Source organism: Mycobacterium sp. SMC-4 (genome assembly GCF_050205565.1).
In the GTDB taxonomy this organism is placed as follows: Bacteria; Actinomycetota; Actinomycetes; order Mycobacteriales; family Mycobacteriaceae; genus Mycobacterium.
The window spans coordinates 79,840-94,109 of the sequence record NZ_JBNMQU010000007.1; the positions used below are offsets into that span (position 1 = coordinate 79,840).

The following is a 14,270-nucleotide window of genomic DNA, read 5'->3' on the forward strand; positions in this document are numbered from 1 at the left end:
GCGAGAACTCGCCTGCCATGCTGCAACACATCAGCCGTTTCGGCAGGCCAGGCAGCCTCGCTTTGGGACATTTACCCGCTCGCTGCTAACCTGAACAGTCGCTGCGCCTGTACGGGCGCTCACAGACTCCAGTTACCCAGTCGAGATTTTGCGAAGGAATACACGCGTGGCCAACATCAAGTCGCAGGAGAAGCGGAACCGCACCAACGAGCGCCGCAGACTGCGCAACAAGTCGGTGAAGTCGTCGCTTCACACGGCGGTCCGTGGATTCCGTGAGGCCGTCGAGTCCGGCGACAAGGAAAAGGCCGGCGAGCTGCTCGTCGCCACCAGCCGCAAGCTGGACAAGGCTGCCAGCAAGGGCGTCATCCACAAGAACCAGGCCGCCAACCGCAAGTCGGCGCTGGCTCGCGCGCTCAACAAGATCTGACGGTCGTCAGTCGCTGACCAGCGACGCGACCTTGCGCACCGCGTTCTCCAGCGCGTAATCGGCGTCCGCGGCCGCGCCTTTGACATCGGCGTTCAGCGCGGCCACCAGGCGCATCGCCTCGGCCACCGAATCCCGCGACCAGCGACGCGCCTGCTTCTGCGCCTTCTGCACCCGCCACGGCGGCATGCCCAGCTCTCCGGCCAGCTGGAAGTGGCTCCCCGACAACGGGGCCACCCGCGCAATGGTGTGCACCGCCTCGGCCAGGGCGTCGGCCAGCACCACATGCGGCTCGCCGGCCATCATGGCCCAGCGCAGCGCTTCGGCGGCACCGGCGACGTCCCCGGCCACCGCCTTGTCGGCGATGTCGAATCCCTTCACCTCGGCCTTACCCGAGTGGTAGCGGCGCACCGCGGCCGCGTCGACGTTTCCACCGGTGTCGGCGACGAGCTGCGAGCACGCCGCGGCCAGCTCACGGATGTCCGAACCGATCGCGTCGAGTACCGCGGAGATGGCATCGTCGCCGACCTTGACGCGCAACGCCTTGAATTCCCGCCGGACGAAATCGGCACGCTCGGACGCTTTGGTGATCCGCGCGCACGGATGCACCTGCGCACCGAGCTTCTTCAGATGCTCGGCCATCGCCTTGGCGCGCCCACCGCCGGAGTGCACGACGACCAGCAGGGTGCCCTCGGGCAGGTCGGCCGCCGCGTTCTGGATGAGCACGACGGCGTCCTTGCCGGCCTCTGCGGCCGCTTCCAGCACCACGACTCGTTCATCGGCGAACAGAGACGGACTGAGCAGTTCGGCGAGCTCGCTGACGTTGACTTCGCCTGCACGCAACCGGTTGACCGGCACGTCAGCCGTGCCGGCGGCCTCGCGTGCCTGCCGTAGCACCGCCGACACGGCCCGCTCGACCAACAACTCCTCGTCTCCCAGAACCAGGTGCAGTCCCGTCAGTGCAGTCACCGCACGATGGTGTCACGCCGGGCCGACACGACCCAATGCCAACCCGCCGCGACCCCGACCGCCGCAAGCGTGATCATCGCGACCCCGGCCAGGCCCGAAGGGACGGGCACCGAGGCCGCGGGCAGGGCCGACGACCAGCGTGCGACGCCGAGCAGCCACCACACTTCGGGCCCCGTGAACCGGATCAGCAGCTCGGCCCCCGCGGGCCACAACGGGCACAATGCGGCGGCCGCCGTGCCCAGCACCGTGATCGGCGGGATGACCGGTGCCGCAGCGAGATTGGCGAGCACCGCGACCAGGCTCACCGATCCCGAGATGCCGGCGACGAGCGGCGCGGTGACGACCTGCGCGGCGAACGCGACACTGACCGCCGCCGCCAGCGGCCGGGGCCATCCGCGGTCGGTGAGGCGCCGCGTCCATACCGGAGCGATCAGTACCAGCGCAGCGGTCGCCGACACCGACAGTGCGAAACCGGCGTCGACGGCCAGCTCGGGTGTGCCGACCATCAGCGCCACCACGGTGCCCGCCAGCGCGGGAAGGGCCTGGCGTCGGCGGTGCGACAACACCGCCAGCAGGGTGATCGCACCCATCACCGCCGCCCGCAGCACGCTCGCCGACGGCTGGACGACGATCACGAAACCAAGAAGCGTGACCGCGGCCAGGGCGACCGCCGCCCGCGGTCCCACCACGGCCGCGGACAACAGCACCGCTCCGCACACGATGGTCACGTTGGCGCCGGAGACCGCCGTGAGGTGCGTCAGTCCGGCCACCCGGAACTGCGCGGTGGTCTGTTGCGGCACCGTCGAGGTGTCGCCGAGGACGAGCGCCGGCAGCATCGCGGCCTGGTCGGCGGGCAGCGCGGACCGCGCGGCTGCGGCGAAGTCGCTGCGCACCGCGTGCGCCACCTGCTGTACCGGCGCGGCGGCCCCGTGCACGGGCCGGCCTCTGGCGGACAGCACGGCGACGGAGAGGTCACGCCGCTTCGGAGCGCTCACCACGGCCCGGAACGCCGCCGGCTGACCCGCTTGCAGGCGCGCGTAGTCCGCACCCGAGGCGAAGACCAGCACGCGACCGTCCGACGGCGCGCCGTCGAGGCGGTGCAGTGCGCCACGGAACATCGTGCGTCCCCCGGCGAGCACCCGCGGTGTCTCGGAGGGTGCGACCACGACCTGGACCGAGAACCCGATCGCGGCGGTGATCGGGTGGTGGCGCGCCGCAGCTTCGCGCATGGTCACCGCGACCGCGAATCCCCCGCCCACGAGCGCCACCGCGACCACCGCCGCGACCCAGCGGGGCCGCTCCTCGGCGCCCGCGCGCCCCGCTGCCCACCACCCGGTGGCCGCGGTCGCGGCGACCGCACCGAGTGCGGTGGCCGCAGCACCGGCGCCGGCCCACGTGATGCCCGCGGCGGTGACCGCCCAACTGGTCAGCGCGGCCGGGACCAGCCGTAGATCCACCGCGTCACACCCGCACGAGGTCTCGCAACTTGTCCAACCGGGCCGGTCCGATGCCGTCGACGTCACCGAGCTGATCGACACTCTGGAACCGCCCGTTCGCGTCGCGCCAGGCCACGATCGCGGCCGCGGTCACCGGTCCGATGCCGGGCAGCGTGTCGAGCTGTTCGACGGTCGCCGTGTTGAGGTCCACCAATGCCGTTGCAGCACCGGGCTTCTCAGCGGGCAGGCCGGACGGAGTGGCCGAGGATTCCGCCACCACCGAGCTGCCCATCTGCCCGGGTTGCCCGGGTGGCGCTTCCAGGCCGACCACGATCTGTTCGCCGTCGGCGACCCGGCGGGCCATGTTCAGTCCGAGAACGTCGGCCCCGTCGACCGCACCGCCGGCAGCCTCGAGCGCATCGGCGATCCGGGCGCCGGGTGGCAGCGTCACCAGGCCCGGGGTGTGAACCAGCCCGACGACACTGACCACCACGGGCTCCGCCGGCCCCGGGGCGGCCGGGGTGGCGCCGGTCGACGTCGGCACCGCCTCGACCGGCGGCAGCTTGGCCGAGACGACCGCTGCCGGCTGGTCGCCGATCAGTGTCACCACGGTGACCAGAACAGCGACCACCCCGACGGCACCGAGCGCGAGCATTCCGGCTCGACCCGGGTCGGCCCGGATGCGTGCCAGCCACGCCGCCGGCGCAGACGGCGTCTGGTCGGGCAACCAGCGCGACAGCGACTGATCCGCCTGCTCGTCGGCGTCGCCGTCGCCCTGCTCGCCCTCGGGGCCCAGGCGCCGGCGCAACCGTTCAGTGGGCAGTTCGGTGGACATGGGCCGACGGTATGCCCGGACCCGGACGTATCGGGCCGGCGTCGCGGCGGGAACAGCGGGTCTGTGGAGGAACTCTGCTTTGGGGACGGCCATGGCTACGATGACTCTCCGAGATGAACCGACGAGCCCCGATGATCGCTGGTGTCGCGTTCGCGGTGCTCTACGCCACGGCCGTGCTGATCCTGCCGGCGATGAGCGACGATCCCTCGGCGCTGCGCGCGCAGGCGCTGATGCTGGCGTTCGCGGCATTGGCACTGGGATTCCTGGCCGCAGCGGTGCGGGAACGGCTGACCGGACCGCCGGCGCACCTGTTCACGATCGGTTCGACGTTACTGCTGGCGCAACTGTGCGTCGCGATCTGGCTGACCGCAGGCCCGGCGATCCGCCCCGGTCAGGTCAACGGCGCCACCGCGGCCACCCTGGACGACATCGGCTCGTTGTGGCTGCCCACGGCGACGATCGCCAACATCATGGTGGCGACACCGATCCTGCTCGCCGCCAACGAGGATCGGCTGCCCCGCTGGCTCGGGGTGGGTGCGGCGATCTTCATCGTCGAACAGCTCATCGAGACCATCACGATCATCGGCCCACCCGGCAGCTTCATCTCCCCCGGCGGGCCGATGAACCTCTACCTGGGCGGGACGCTGACGGCTGCGTTCGTCCTGGCCGTGGGCGTGGCGGTATCACTGCCCGAGGATCCTGAGCAGCCGGACCCGGAGACCGAACCGTCCGCACCGCAGGACGAGGAACCGGTAGGAGACTGAATGGCCCTGTCCCCTTTGGTCCCGCGCTCGACCATCGAGCCGGTCTCTGCCCGTGCGCTGCGCGCTGAGGTCCGGGCCTTCTTGGCCGAACAACGTGCCGTAGGTGCGTTCACCCCGGCCGTCGACGCGTGGCTGACCGCATGGGACGAGGACTTCACCGCCGCGTTGGCGGCACGCGGCTGGCTCGGCATGACGGTGCCCACCGAGTACGGCGGCCACGGCCGCACGTTCCTGGAACGGTTCGTCGTCACCGAGGAACTCCTGGCCGCGGGGGCGCCGGTCGCCGCGCACTGGATCGCCGACCGCCAGATCGTGCCGTCGCTGCTCAAGTACGGAACCGATGTGCAGAAGACGCGCTTCCTGCCGGCGATCGTGCGCGGCGAGTGCTTCTTCGGTATCGGCATGAGCGAACCGGACTCCGGATCCGACCTGGCCAGTGTGCGGACCCGGGCCGAACGCGTCGACGGCGGATGGACCCTCACCGGCACCAAGGTGTGGACCTCGGGCGCACACCGGGCCCATGCGTTCATCGCGCTGGCTCGCACCGCATCGGTGGATTCCGCCAACCGGCACGCCGGGCTGAGCCAGTTCATCGTCGATCTGCGCGGACCGAACGTCGACATCCGCCCGATCGAATCGATGAACGGCGCCCACCATTTCAACGAGGTGATCCTCGACGGCGTCTTCGTTCCCGACGACATGGTGTTCGGTGAGATCGGCAACGGTTGGCACCAGGTCACCTCGGAGCTGGCCTTCGAGCGCAGCGGACCCGAGCGGCTGCTGTCGACGTTCGTGCTGCTCGACGCCTGCGCTACGCGGCACCAGCCGACCGACCCCGCGCTGGGGCGATTGGTCGCTCGGATCGCCGGACTGCGCCAGATGTCGGCGGCGGTGGCCGGTGCGCTGCAACGCGACGAGCCCGCCGACATCCCGGCCGCCGTGGTCAAGGTGCTCGGCACCTCGACCGAAGGTGACATCGCCGAGTATGCCCATCTGACGGCCGACCCGGAACTTCTGGAGATGGCCTGCGCCGCAGTGGATCAGCGTCCGGGGTTCACCTTGCGGGGCGGTACCAACGAGGTGCTGCGCGGCGTGATCGCGCGCGGTCTGGGGATCCGATGAACGCCGCCGGAGTCGACCCGGCACTGGTCGACATGATGGAAGCGGTGTTCGCCCAACATGGCCGCAACACCGATCTGCAACAGCTGTGGGACCGGCTCGGCGAGCTCGGCCTGGTCCGTCTGACCGGTCCGGAATCATCCGGCGGCAGCGGCGCCGGCTGGGCCGAAGCGGCGGCGCTGCTGACGGCCGCGGTGCGCCACGGCGCGCGCGTCCCGTTGGCCGAGCACGACTTACTGGCCTGCTGGTTACTGGATGCGGCGGGTGTCTCCGGTGACGACGCGCGGCGCACGGTCTGCGTCGTCGACGCGGACGGGGTGGCCCCCGCCGTGCCGTGGGCTTCGGCCGCCCAACGCATCGTCATCGTGGCGTCGGACGGTGCCGGGTACGTGGTGGCCGACCGTGACGTGGACGAGGTCTCGATCACCCCGGGCGCGAACATGATCGGCGAACCGCGCGACACGGTCGCCGTCCACCGCACCGAGGGCGCCACACCGCTGCCCGCCGGATTGGTGGAGCAGCTGCGGTTGCGGTCGGCGTTGGTGCGCGGCATCCAGGTGTGCGCAGCCTTGGACTGCGCACTGGAGTCCGCGGTCGAGCACGCCACGTCGAGGGAGCAGTTCGGTCGACCGCTGGCCAAGTTCCAGGCGGTGCAGCACCTGATCGCCGACATGGCCGCCGAGGCGGCGCTGGCGCGGTCGGCCACCGAGGCCGCGCTGCTGGCTGCAGTCGACGACGATTGGTCCACACCACAGTTGAGTTTCCTTGTCGCCGTGGCCCGCTCGTGCGCCGGACATGCGGCGTCGGTGGTGGTACGCAACGCGCATCAGGTGCACGGCGCCATCGGGACCACCAAGGAACACCGACTGCACGAGTTCACCCGCGCGGCACTGGCGTGGCGCTCGGAGTTCGGCACCGTGAGCGAGTTCGACGAACAGCTCACCCGCGCGGCGGCCGCCGCCGGGCCAGGCGGTCTGTGGCCGACGATCTGTCCGTGACTCAGCGCACGACGACGGAACTGGGTTCGCGTGGGGCGCCGAGCATGTCGCGGTGCGAGGGCGGCCGGCGGCCGCCTTCGTCGCTGATGCCGTAGCGTTCGGCGACCTCGGCGGCGATCAGCGCGTGACCGCTGAACTCGCTCGCGCCGGCATCGCGATAGAGCGCGTCGATGACGTGCCCGGCGAACTCCGGGGTTTCGGCGTGTGCGCTGAAGTCGTTGAGCGCCTGGGAATTTCCGCCGAATGCCGACCGTAGCCGCTCGGTGAGCAGGATGCCCAGCCACAGCGACACCACGGTGACGGCGGTGTCGGCGAAGTCGACGGCCATGTCGGCGACCATCTTGTCGACGCCGGCCTTCTGCGCTCCGTAGGCGGGTCCGTGCATGTAGCACACCGACCCAGGCGATGACGTGAACACCATCAGCGCATGATCTCGGGCCGCCAGCAGCGGCGCGGCGTGCCATGCCGCAACGTAGGATGACCGCAGCCCGACGTCGAGCACGTCGGCCAGGTCGAGTGGCTTCTGCCAGAACGGTTTCTGGTCGACCAGCTGGTCGGAGATCGCGGCGGCGTTGTTGACCAACAGGTCGAGGCGGCCGCACTCGGTCTCGACGCGCTCGAAGACCCGGCCCACGGCGGCGTCGTCGCGGTGGTCGACCGCGACACCGATTCCCCACGACGGGTTCTCGGCGATGGTACGGCCGGTGCCGTACACCCGCCAGCCGTGCGCGGCCAATGCGGTGGCGATCCCCTGACCGGCGCCCCGGCTGGCGCCGGTCACCACGGCCACGGGTGCGGTGTCGTTCATGAGGTCACCGTAGGCGCGTCCACGCGGACGGCGACGCCGACCGCGCCGGCACCGACATGGACCGCCAGCAGCGGCCCCATGTCGGCGACCGTCAGCGAGGACAGCTGCGGAAGCCGTTCTGTCAGCGCGGCCCCGAGCGCGTCGGCGGCGTCATGGTTGTCGACGTGGTGCACCACCGCTTCGGCGGTGCGCTCCCCGACCGCCTCCGCGACGCGGTCGATCATCGCGGCGTGCGCCCTGGTGACCGTACGGATCCGCTGGTCGAGCACCAGCCGGCCGTCGACGTCCAGCCGCAACAACGGTTTGAGCGCCAGCGCGGTGCCCAGCCACGATGCGGTCGTGCGGATGCGTCCGCTGCGGCGCAGGTTGTCCAGCCGGTGCACCACCAGGAAAACGTGGGTGTGGTTGATGGCCGCCCGAGCGGCGGCCTCGACGGAGTCGAGGTCATTTCCGGCCCGGGCGCTGCGGGCCGCCGCCACCGCGGTCAGACCCACGCCCATCGCCGCCGAACGTGAGTTGACCACTCGCACCGACGGACCGAACTCGCGGGCGGCGACGACGGCTGCGCTGTAGGTACCCGACAGCGCAGCTGACAGGTGCACGGCGACGACACCGTCGCCGTCGCTGTCGGCCAGCGCCTGACGGTAGGCGTCGGAGAGGTCGGCCGGGGTGGCACCGGCCGTGGTGACCTTGGGCCGGTCGTGCACATCGAACGGGATCTCGTCGCATCCGTCGCGCAGGTCCTCGCCGTCGATCAGCACGTGCAACGGCACCTCACGGATGTTCCAGCGCGAACGTTCGTCAGGTTGCAGACGTGCCGACGAATCGGTGACCACTACGACCGGCATGGACCGCTACCCATGCGAATCGGCAACATGCACACCAGCTTCGGCCAGCCCCTTGACCATCAACTCCGCGACCGCCTGATGGGCCTCGAAATTCCAGTGGATGCCGTCGGGGTTGCCGCGTCCGCTGAGCACCTCGTGCTCGACCGCGGCCTTGAGGTCGACCAGCGGCACGTCGTGTTCGGCGGCCCACCGGGTGATCGCAGCGACGGTGCCGGGCCGACCGTGATGGGCCATGCCGTAGGTCGGCGCGATGTGCACGGACGGCAGCGACGCCACCACGGGAATACCGGGTCGGTTGAAGTCGATTGCAGCCCTTGTCATCTCGAGGTACTCGACAGTCAGGTGCGGCGGCAGCGCCGCCCGCGCGACCGGTGAGAGGCGCGGCTGCACCCAGCCGTATCCGTCCCGGACCCAGCGCCGCAGCGTGGCCGGTCGCACATAGCGGATGAGTTCGCGCAACGCGGTGGGCAGCGGCGAGGGCAGCGAATCCATTCCCGAGGTCGCGAAGATCACCGCACCGGCACGCGGCAACGCAGCCCACGAGCGCGGATCCTGAGTGGCCGCCCACCACACGTCACGGCTTGTCCAGCCGATGCGGCCGATCAGCTCCACATCCCAGTCCAGTTGGCGGGCAACGATGTTCGGCCAGATCCGGGGATCATCGGACGGCAGCCCCCCGGTCGGTCCGTAGTAGGACAACGAATCGCAGAAGATCAACAGCGTGCGACGCGGGCTGGTCATCAGAGAACGTCCCCTGCGACCTGCGCCGAGGCGTTCCACACGTCCAAGCGCCACCGGATGTCGTCGAAGGACTCCGGCGAACCGTCGGCGCGCGTATGCCCGGCCAGCTGTACCCAGCTGGCGTTGCCCATGCCGCCCAGAACCGGCCAGTTGTCGACCGGCAGCCCCAGCAGTGCGGCCGTCAGCGCCGCGATGAGCCCGCCGTGGGCCACCAGCACCACCGGCCGGTCGGTCTGTCCCCACTCACCATGCTGGGCCACCAGTTCCCGGACCAGCGGCATACTCCGCTCGGCGACGTCCACGCGGCTTTCGCCGCCGTGCGGCGCCCAGCGGGCATCGTCGCGCCACGCCAGCCGGGCTCCCGGCGCGATGGCGTCGACCTCGAGATGGGTCATTCCCTGCCAGTCCCCGAGATGGGTCTCCCGCAGCCGGGAGTCGATGCTTACCGGCAGGCCGGCGCGGTCACCGAGCGTGACGGCGGTGTCCAGCGCGCGCCGCAGATCCGAGGACACGATCAGCAGGGGCTGTCGCTTGGCCAGGGACTCGGCCGCGGCCACGGCCTGGTCGCGACCGAGGTCGCTGAGGTCGGTGTCCAGCTGCCCCTGCATCCGACTGCCGGCGTTGTACTCGGTCTGGCCGTGCCGCAGCATGACCAACCGGCGGATCGTCATTCGGCGTCCCCGGCGGTATCGCCCGCCTCACCGAGATCCACCTCCACCGTGGGGCAGTCGCGCCAGAGCCGGTCCAGCGCGTAGAAGTTGCGCTCGTCCTGATGCTGAATGTGCACGACGATGTCGACGTAGTCCAGCAGCGTCCAGCGGCCCTCGCGGGTGCCTTCCCGTCGCGCCGGTTTGTACCCGGCCAGCCGCATCTTCTCTTCGACCTCGTCGACGATCGCGTTGACCTGACGGTCGTTGGATCCCGATGCGATGACGAAGCAGTCGGTGATGACAAGTTGGTTGGACACGTCGATGACGACGATGTCCTCGGCGAGTTTGGCCGCCGCCGCCCGTGCGGCGACGCTCGCCATGTCGATGGCTTCCTGTGTGGCGGTCAGAAATGCTCTCCTTCACATGCGGGGCTGGGGCTGCGGTACAGATTGCGCTTGGCGACATACTGCACCACTCCGTCCGGCACCAGGTACCAGATGGGCCGCGACTGCTCGGCGCGCTCGCGGCACTCGGTCGACGAGATGGCGAGGGCCGGCACCTCGACCAGGTGCAGCGCGTCGGACGGCAACTCGTCGAGCGCCCCGGTGATGTGGCTGCCGTCGAGTTCGTAGCCGGGCCTGCTGACGCCGATGAAGCTGGCGATCGAGAACATCTCTTCCCAGTTCTGCCAGGACAGGATCGACGCCAGCGCATCGGCGCCGGTGATGAAGAACAGATCAGCGTCAGGATTCTGTAGGTGCAGGTCGCGCAGGGTGTCCCGGGTGTACGTCGGCCCGCCGCGGTCGATGTCGACCCGGCTGACCGAGAAGCGCGGGTTGGATGCGGTGGCGATCACCGTCATGAGGTAGCGGTCCTCGGCGGCGCTGACTCCTCCGCTGCGTTTCTGCCACGGTTGGCCGGTCGGAACGAACACCACTTCGTCGAGGTCGAACTGGTCGGCAACCTCGCTGGCCGCCACCAGATGCCCGTTGTGGATGGGATCGAAGGTGCCGCCCATCACACCCAGCCGTCGGCGTCGTCGGCCGCCTGTCTGCTCGGACATCGCGGGCTCAGACCGGGAGCAGAGCGTCGATCACCGACGCCAGCTGCTTGGCCGATCGGCACTCGTGCATGGTGATCAGGTCCTCGTAGCGCGGCACCGCCGAGTCACCGCTGCCCCACAGGTGCCGCGGTTCGGGGTTGAGCCAGTGGGCATGCCGGCTGGCGTTGACCATGTGCGCCAGCAACTCGGTTTCGGGGTTGCGGTAGTTGTTGCGGCCGTCGCCGAGGATCAGCAGGGAGCTGCGCGGCGAGAGCACGTTCGGAAACTTGTCGAGGAACGACACGAACGCGTGGCCGTAGTCGGAGTGTCCGTCGCGGGTGTAGACGCCGGCTTCGCGGGTGATGCGCTGCACGGCCACGGCGAGGTCGGCGTCAGGCCCGAACAGCTCGGTGACCTCGTCGGTGGTGTCGATGAACGCGAAGACGCGCACCCGGCTGAATTGTTGGCGCAGCGCGTGCACCAGCATCAGCGTGAAGTGGCTGAAGCCGGCCACCGAACCGGACACGTCGCACAGTACGACCAGCTCGGGGCGGGCGGGGTGGGGCTTCTTCAGCACCACGTCGATCGGGACCCCGCCGGTGGACATCGACTTGCGCAGCGTTTTGCGTAGGTCGATCTCCCCGGCCCGGGACCGGCGACGGCGTGCCGCCAGGCGGGTGGCCAGGGTGCGGGCCAGCGGGGCGACCACCCGGCGCATCTGCAGCAGCTGCTCCCCGGACGCGCGCAGGAACTCGACGTTCTCGGACAGTTGCGGAACACCGTAGGTCTGCACGTGGTTGCGGCCGAGTTGTTCGGCGGTGCGCCGCTTCGTCTCGGCCTCCACCATCCGGCGCAGCTGGGTGATGCGCTGCGCGGCAAGGGCTTTGGCGATCTGCTCCTGGGTCGGCGTGGGCTCGTCGCCGTAAGGGGCGAGGAGGCCCGCCAGCAACCGGCCTTCGAGGTCGTCGAGGCTCATCGCCTTGAGCGCCTGGTAGGACGAATACGAGGGCCCGCGACTGGAGTTGTAGCGGCCGTAGGCTTCCACGATCTGGGCGATCATCGCCGCGAGCCGTTCGTCGAGATTGGCCAGTTCTTCGTTGTCGCTGAGCATGTCGACCAGCGCGCTGCGCAGCGCCTCGATGTCCTCGGGCGGCAACCCGTCGTCGGAGTCGGGGTCGGCTTCGTCGTCGAGCACCGTCTTGGCGCCGAGTGCGGCCGGGAAGTACAGGTCGAACAGGACGTCGTAGGTCTCGCGATGGTCCGGGCGCCGCAGCACCGCGCACGCGATGCCTTCACGCAGCACCCGCCGGTCCCCCAACCCCAGGGTGGCCATCACCCGCCCGGCGTCCACGGTCTCCGACGGTCCCACCGAAATACCTTGCGCCCGGAGCGCTTCGACGAACTCGACGAGATGGCCGGGGATGCCGTGCGGAGCCAACGGCTGCGAGGGGCGGGTGCGGCGGACGGCCATCAGTTCAGCCTCAGCTCCCCCGCGGCCTTGATCTGGTCGGACTGGTGCTTGAGCACCACGCCTAGGGTGGCCGCGATGACCTCGTCGTCGATGGTGTCCAGGCCGAGCGCCAGCAGCGTGCGGCCCCAGTCGATGGTCTCGGCCACCGACGGCAGCTTCTTGAGCGCCATCCCGCGCAGGACACCGATGATCCGCACGAGTTCGTCGGCCAGGTGCGCGGGCAGTTCCGGCACGCGCGACAGCAAAATTCGTCGTTCCAGATCGGCGTCGGGGAAATCGATGTGCAGGAACAGGCAACGGCGCTTGAGCGCCTCGGACAGTTCCCGGGTGGCGTTGGAGGTCAGCACGACCAGCGGGCGCCGCTCGGCGGTGATGGTGCCGAGTTCGGGCACCGTCACCGCGAAGTCGCTGAGCACCTCCAGCAGCAGGCCTTCGATCTCGATGTCGGCCTTGTCGGTCTCGTCGATCAGCAGCACGGTCGGCTCGGTGCGGCGGATCGCCGTCAGCAGCGGACGACTGAGCAGGAACTCTTCGGAGAAGACGTCGTCTTTGGTTTGATCCCAGGCTTGGGCGTCGCCACCGGCAGCGGCGTTGCCGGCCTGGATGCGCAGAATCTGCTTGGCGTGGTTCCACTCGTACAGTGCGCGGGACTCGTCGACACCCTCGTAACACTGCAGCCGGACCAGACCGGAGCCGGTGGACTGCGCGATCGCGCGGGCCAACTCGGTCTTGCCGACACCGGCCGGACCTTCCACCAGCAGTGGCTTGCCCAGCCGGTCGGCAAGGAACACCGCGGTCGCGGTCGCGGTGTCGGGCAGATAGCCGGTTTCGGCCAGCCGGTTGGCGACATCGTCGATGTCGGCGAACAACGGCACGGTGTGTGCGGGAAGGCTCAAGTTTTACTCCTAGGCTCAGGCCGGACGGGTGTGGCCGTCGCCCCACACGATCCATTTGGTCGACGTCAGCTCGGGTAGCCCCATCGGGCCGCGGGCGTGCAGCTTCTGGGTGGAGATGCCGATCTCGGCGCCGAAACCGAACTGCTCTCCGTCGGTGAATGCGGTCGACGCGTTCACCATCACCGCGGCGGCGTCGACACGCTGGGAGAAGCGTTGTGCCGCAGCGAGATCAGCGGTCACGATGGCCTCGGTGTGGCCGGTGCCGAAGTTGTTGATGTGAGCGATGGCGCCGTCGACTCCGTCGACGACGGCCATTGCGATCTCCATCGCGAGGAATTCGGCGCGCAACTGCTCCTCGGAGGGGTCGGCGTGCACGGTCACCCCGGCATCCTGCAGCGCCGCGGTCAGCCGCGGCACGGCGATGTCGGCGATGGCGGCGTCGATCAGCACCGTCTCCGCGGCGTTGCACACACTGGGCCGGCGCGTCTTGGCGTTGAGCAGCAGGCGCTCGGCCATGTCGAGGTCGGCGGCCTTGTCCACGTAGACGTGGCAGTTGCCGACACCGGTCTCGATGGTGGGCACCTGAGCGTCGCGGACGACCGCGTCGATCAGGCCGGCGCCGCCACGCGGGATGACCACGTCGACGAGTCCGCGCGCCTGGATCAGGTGAGTGACGCTGGCCCGGTCCGCGCTGGGCAGCAGCTGCACCGTGTCGCACTCGAGCTGTTCAGTTGCCAGCGCCGCCCGCAGCGCGTTGACGAGCGCCTCGTTGGACCGCGCGGCCGACGAACTGCCCCGCAGCAGCACCGCGTTGCCCGACTTCAGCGTCAACCCGAACGCGTCGACGGTGACGTTGGGGCGGCCCTCGTAGACGATGCCCACGACGCCGAGCGGCACCCGCTGTTGGCGCAGCTGCAAACCGTTGACCAGGGTGCTGCCCCGCAGCACCTCCCCGACCGGGTCGGGCAGGCTGGCCACCTGCCGCAGACCGTCGGCGATGCCCTCGATGCGGGTCGGGTTCAGCGCCAGCCGGTCGAGCATCGCCTCGGGTGTGCCGGCGGCACGCGCGGCTTCCAGGTCGGCGGAGTTCGCGTCGAGGATCGTGCGGGTGTTCATCAGGACGTGGTCGGCGGCCGTGCGCAGCGCACGGTTCTTGACCTCGGTGCTCAATGTCGCCAGAACGCGGGCCGCGACGCGGGCGCGTCGGGCGGCGTCGTGGACCTGCTTGCGCAAATCAGGTGCTGATGGTGCTTGCACACTCATCAGGCC

The 14,270-nt window shown here is 69.9% G+C and carries 16 protein-coding genes; 4 read left to right on the forward strand and 12 right to left on the reverse strand.

Features of this window, described 5'->3' with window-relative positions:
• Positions 1 to 166 precede the first annotated feature (166 nt).
• Positions 167 to 427: a 30S ribosomal protein S20 gene (gene rpsT / locus ACQI46_RS13825; RefSeq protein WP_427094580.1), complete on the forward strand. Its 261-nt coding sequence runs from the start codon at positions 167 to 169 to the stop codon at positions 425 to 427.
• Between the two features lie 6 nt (positions 428 to 433).
• On the opposite strand, the gene holA is transcribed toward rpsT, so the two are convergent.
• Genes holA through ACQI46_RS13840 form a run of 3 tightly spaced genes read right to left on the reverse strand, consistent with a single transcriptional unit; the run spans position 434 to position 3,664 of the window.
• Positions 434 to 1,375, reverse strand: a complete 942-nt coding sequence (gene holA, locus ACQI46_RS13830) for a DNA polymerase III subunit delta (protein ID WP_427094789.1) — start codon at positions 1,373 to 1,375, stop codon at positions 434 to 436.
• Positions 1,376 to 1,389: 14 nt separating this feature from the next.
• On the reverse strand, positions 1,390 to 2,850 hold the full coding sequence (locus ACQI46_RS13835; protein WP_427094581.1) for a ComEC/Rec2 family competence protein: 1,461 nt from the start codon (positions 2,848 to 2,850) through the stop codon (positions 1,390 to 1,392).
• 4 nt (positions 2,851 to 2,854) lie between these two features.
• Positions 2,855 to 3,664 (reverse strand): helix-hairpin-helix domain-containing protein, encoded by an 810-nt coding sequence (locus ACQI46_RS13840; protein WP_427094582.1) that lies wholly within the window; start codon positions 3,662 to 3,664, stop codon positions 2,855 to 2,857.
• 131 nt (positions 3,665 to 3,795) lie between these two features.
• Between ACQI46_RS13840 and ACQI46_RS13845 the strand changes: the two genes are divergently transcribed.
• From ACQI46_RS13845 to ACQI46_RS13855, 3 genes are read left to right on the forward strand one after another with little or no spacing between them, the layout of a single operon-like run.
• On the forward strand, positions 3,796 to 4,428 hold the full coding sequence (locus tag ACQI46_RS13845; RefSeq protein WP_427094583.1) for a hypothetical protein: 633 nt from the start codon (positions 3,796 to 3,798) through the stop codon (positions 4,426 to 4,428).
• Positions 4,429 to 5,550 (forward strand): acyl-CoA dehydrogenase family protein, encoded by a 1,122-nt coding sequence (locus ACQI46_RS13850; RefSeq protein WP_427094584.1) that lies wholly within the window; start codon positions 4,429 to 4,431, stop codon positions 5,548 to 5,550.
• A complete protein-coding gene (locus ACQI46_RS13855; protein WP_427094585.1) occupies positions 5,547 to 6,545 on the forward strand; it encodes an acyl-CoA dehydrogenase family protein in 999 nt (332 codons plus the stop codon). Before ACQI46_RS13850 ends, ACQI46_RS13855 begins: the two co-directional genes overlap by 4 nt.
• A 1-nt stretch (position 6,546) precedes the next feature.
• On the opposite strand, the gene ACQI46_RS13860 is transcribed toward ACQI46_RS13855, so the two are convergent.
• From ACQI46_RS13860 to ACQI46_RS13900, 9 genes are read right to left on the reverse strand one after another with little or no spacing between them, the layout of a single operon-like run.
• Positions 6,547 to 7,353: an SDR family NAD(P)-dependent oxidoreductase gene (locus ACQI46_RS13860; protein WP_427094586.1), complete on the reverse strand. Its 807-nt coding sequence runs from the start codon at positions 7,351 to 7,353 to the stop codon at positions 6,547 to 6,549.
• The gene (locus tag ACQI46_RS13865; RefSeq protein WP_427094587.1) at positions 7,350 to 8,201 is read right to left on the reverse strand and encodes a DegV family protein; all 852 of its coding nucleotides are present in this window, start codon (positions 8,199 to 8,201) and stop codon (positions 7,350 to 7,352) included. Before ACQI46_RS13865 ends, ACQI46_RS13860 begins: the two co-directional genes overlap by 4 nt.
• Positions 8,202 to 8,207: 6 nt before the next feature.
• Complete coding sequence (gene octT, locus ACQI46_RS13870) at positions 8,208 to 8,942, reverse strand: diglucosylglycerate octanoyltransferase (protein ID WP_427094588.1); 735 nt, start codon at positions 8,940 to 8,942, stop codon at positions 8,208 to 8,210.
• Positions 8,942 to 9,613, reverse strand: a complete 672-nt coding sequence (gene gpgP, locus ACQI46_RS13875; RefSeq protein WP_427094589.1) for a glucosyl-3-phosphoglycerate phosphatase — start codon at positions 9,611 to 9,613, stop codon at positions 8,942 to 8,944. Before gpgP ends, octT begins: the two co-directional genes overlap by 1 nt.
• Positions 9,610 to 9,999: a ribosome silencing factor gene (rsfS, locus tag ACQI46_RS13880; RefSeq protein WP_427094790.1), complete on the reverse strand. Its 390-nt coding sequence runs from the start codon at positions 9,997 to 9,999 to the stop codon at positions 9,610 to 9,612. Before rsfS ends, gpgP begins: the two co-directional genes overlap by 4 nt.
• Positions 9,996 to 10,655: a nicotinate-nucleotide adenylyltransferase gene (gene nadD / locus ACQI46_RS13885; RefSeq protein WP_427094590.1), complete on the reverse strand. Its 660-nt coding sequence runs from the start codon at positions 10,653 to 10,655 to the stop codon at positions 9,996 to 9,998. The genes rsfS and nadD overlap by 4 nt, the downstream gene beginning before the upstream one ends.
• A gap of 7 nt (positions 10,656 to 10,662) precedes the next feature.
• Positions 10,663 to 12,105 carry a vWA domain-containing protein gene (locus tag ACQI46_RS13890; RefSeq protein ID WP_427094591.1) on the reverse strand — a complete coding sequence of 481 codons (1,443 nt, stop codon included), beginning with the start codon at positions 12,103 to 12,105 and terminating at the stop codon, positions 10,663 to 10,665.
• Entirely contained in the window at positions 12,105 to 13,001 is an 897-nt protein-coding gene (locus ACQI46_RS13895) for an AAA family ATPase (RefSeq protein WP_427094592.1), read from the reverse strand. The genes ACQI46_RS13890 and ACQI46_RS13895 overlap by 1 nt, the downstream gene beginning before the upstream one ends.
• 15 nt (positions 13,002 to 13,016) lie before the next feature.
• Positions 13,017 to 14,264 carry a glutamate-5-semialdehyde dehydrogenase gene (locus tag ACQI46_RS13900; protein ID WP_427094593.1) on the reverse strand — a complete coding sequence of 416 codons (1,248 nt, stop codon included), beginning with the start codon at positions 14,262 to 14,264 and terminating at the stop codon, positions 13,017 to 13,019.
• Between the last annotated feature and the right edge of the window lie 6 nt (positions 14,265 to 14,270).

Excerpts from the sequence above, each read along its gene's own strand:
- ACQI46_RS13865 (WP_427094587.1), bottom strand. The coding sequence starts at position 8,201 with ATGCCGGTCGTAGTGGTCACCGATTCGTCGGCACGTCTGCAACCTGAC.
- octT (WP_427094588.1), bottom strand. The coding sequence starts at position 8,942 with ATGACCAGCCCGCGTCGCACGCTGTTGATCTTCTGCGATTCGTTGTCC.
- gpgP (WP_427094589.1), bottom strand. The coding sequence starts at position 9,613 with ATGACGATCCGCCGGTTGGTCATGCTGCGGCACGGCCAGACCGAGTAC.
- ACQI46_RS13845 (WP_427094583.1), top strand. The coding sequence starts at position 3,796 with ATGATCGCTGGTGTCGCGTTCGCGGTGCTCTACGCCACGGCCGTGCTG.
- ACQI46_RS13900 (WP_427094593.1), bottom strand. The coding sequence starts at position 14,264 with ATGAGTGTGCAAGCACCATCAGCACCTGATTTGCGCAAGCAGGTCCAC.
- ACQI46_RS13860 (WP_427094586.1), bottom strand. The coding sequence starts at position 7,353 with ATGAACGACACCGCACCCGTGGCCGTGGTGACCGGCGCCAGCCGGGGC.
- ACQI46_RS13855 (WP_427094585.1), top strand. The coding sequence starts at position 5,547 with ATGAACGCCGCCGGAGTCGACCCGGCACTGGTCGACATGATGGAAGCG.
- ACQI46_RS13850 (WP_427094584.1), top strand. The coding sequence starts at position 4,429 with ATGGCCCTGTCCCCTTTGGTCCCGCGCTCGACCATCGAGCCGGTCTCT.
- ACQI46_RS13840 (WP_427094582.1), bottom strand. The coding sequence starts at position 3,664 with ATGTCCACCGAACTGCCCACTGAACGGTTGCGCCGGCGCCTGGGCCCC.
- nadD (WP_427094590.1), bottom strand. The coding sequence starts at position 10,655 with ATGTCCGAGCAGACAGGCGGCCGACGACGCCGACGGCTGGGTGTGATG.
- ACQI46_RS13890 (WP_427094591.1), bottom strand. The coding sequence starts at position 12,105 with ATGGCCGTCCGCCGCACCCGCCCCTCGCAGCCGTTGGCTCCGCACGGC.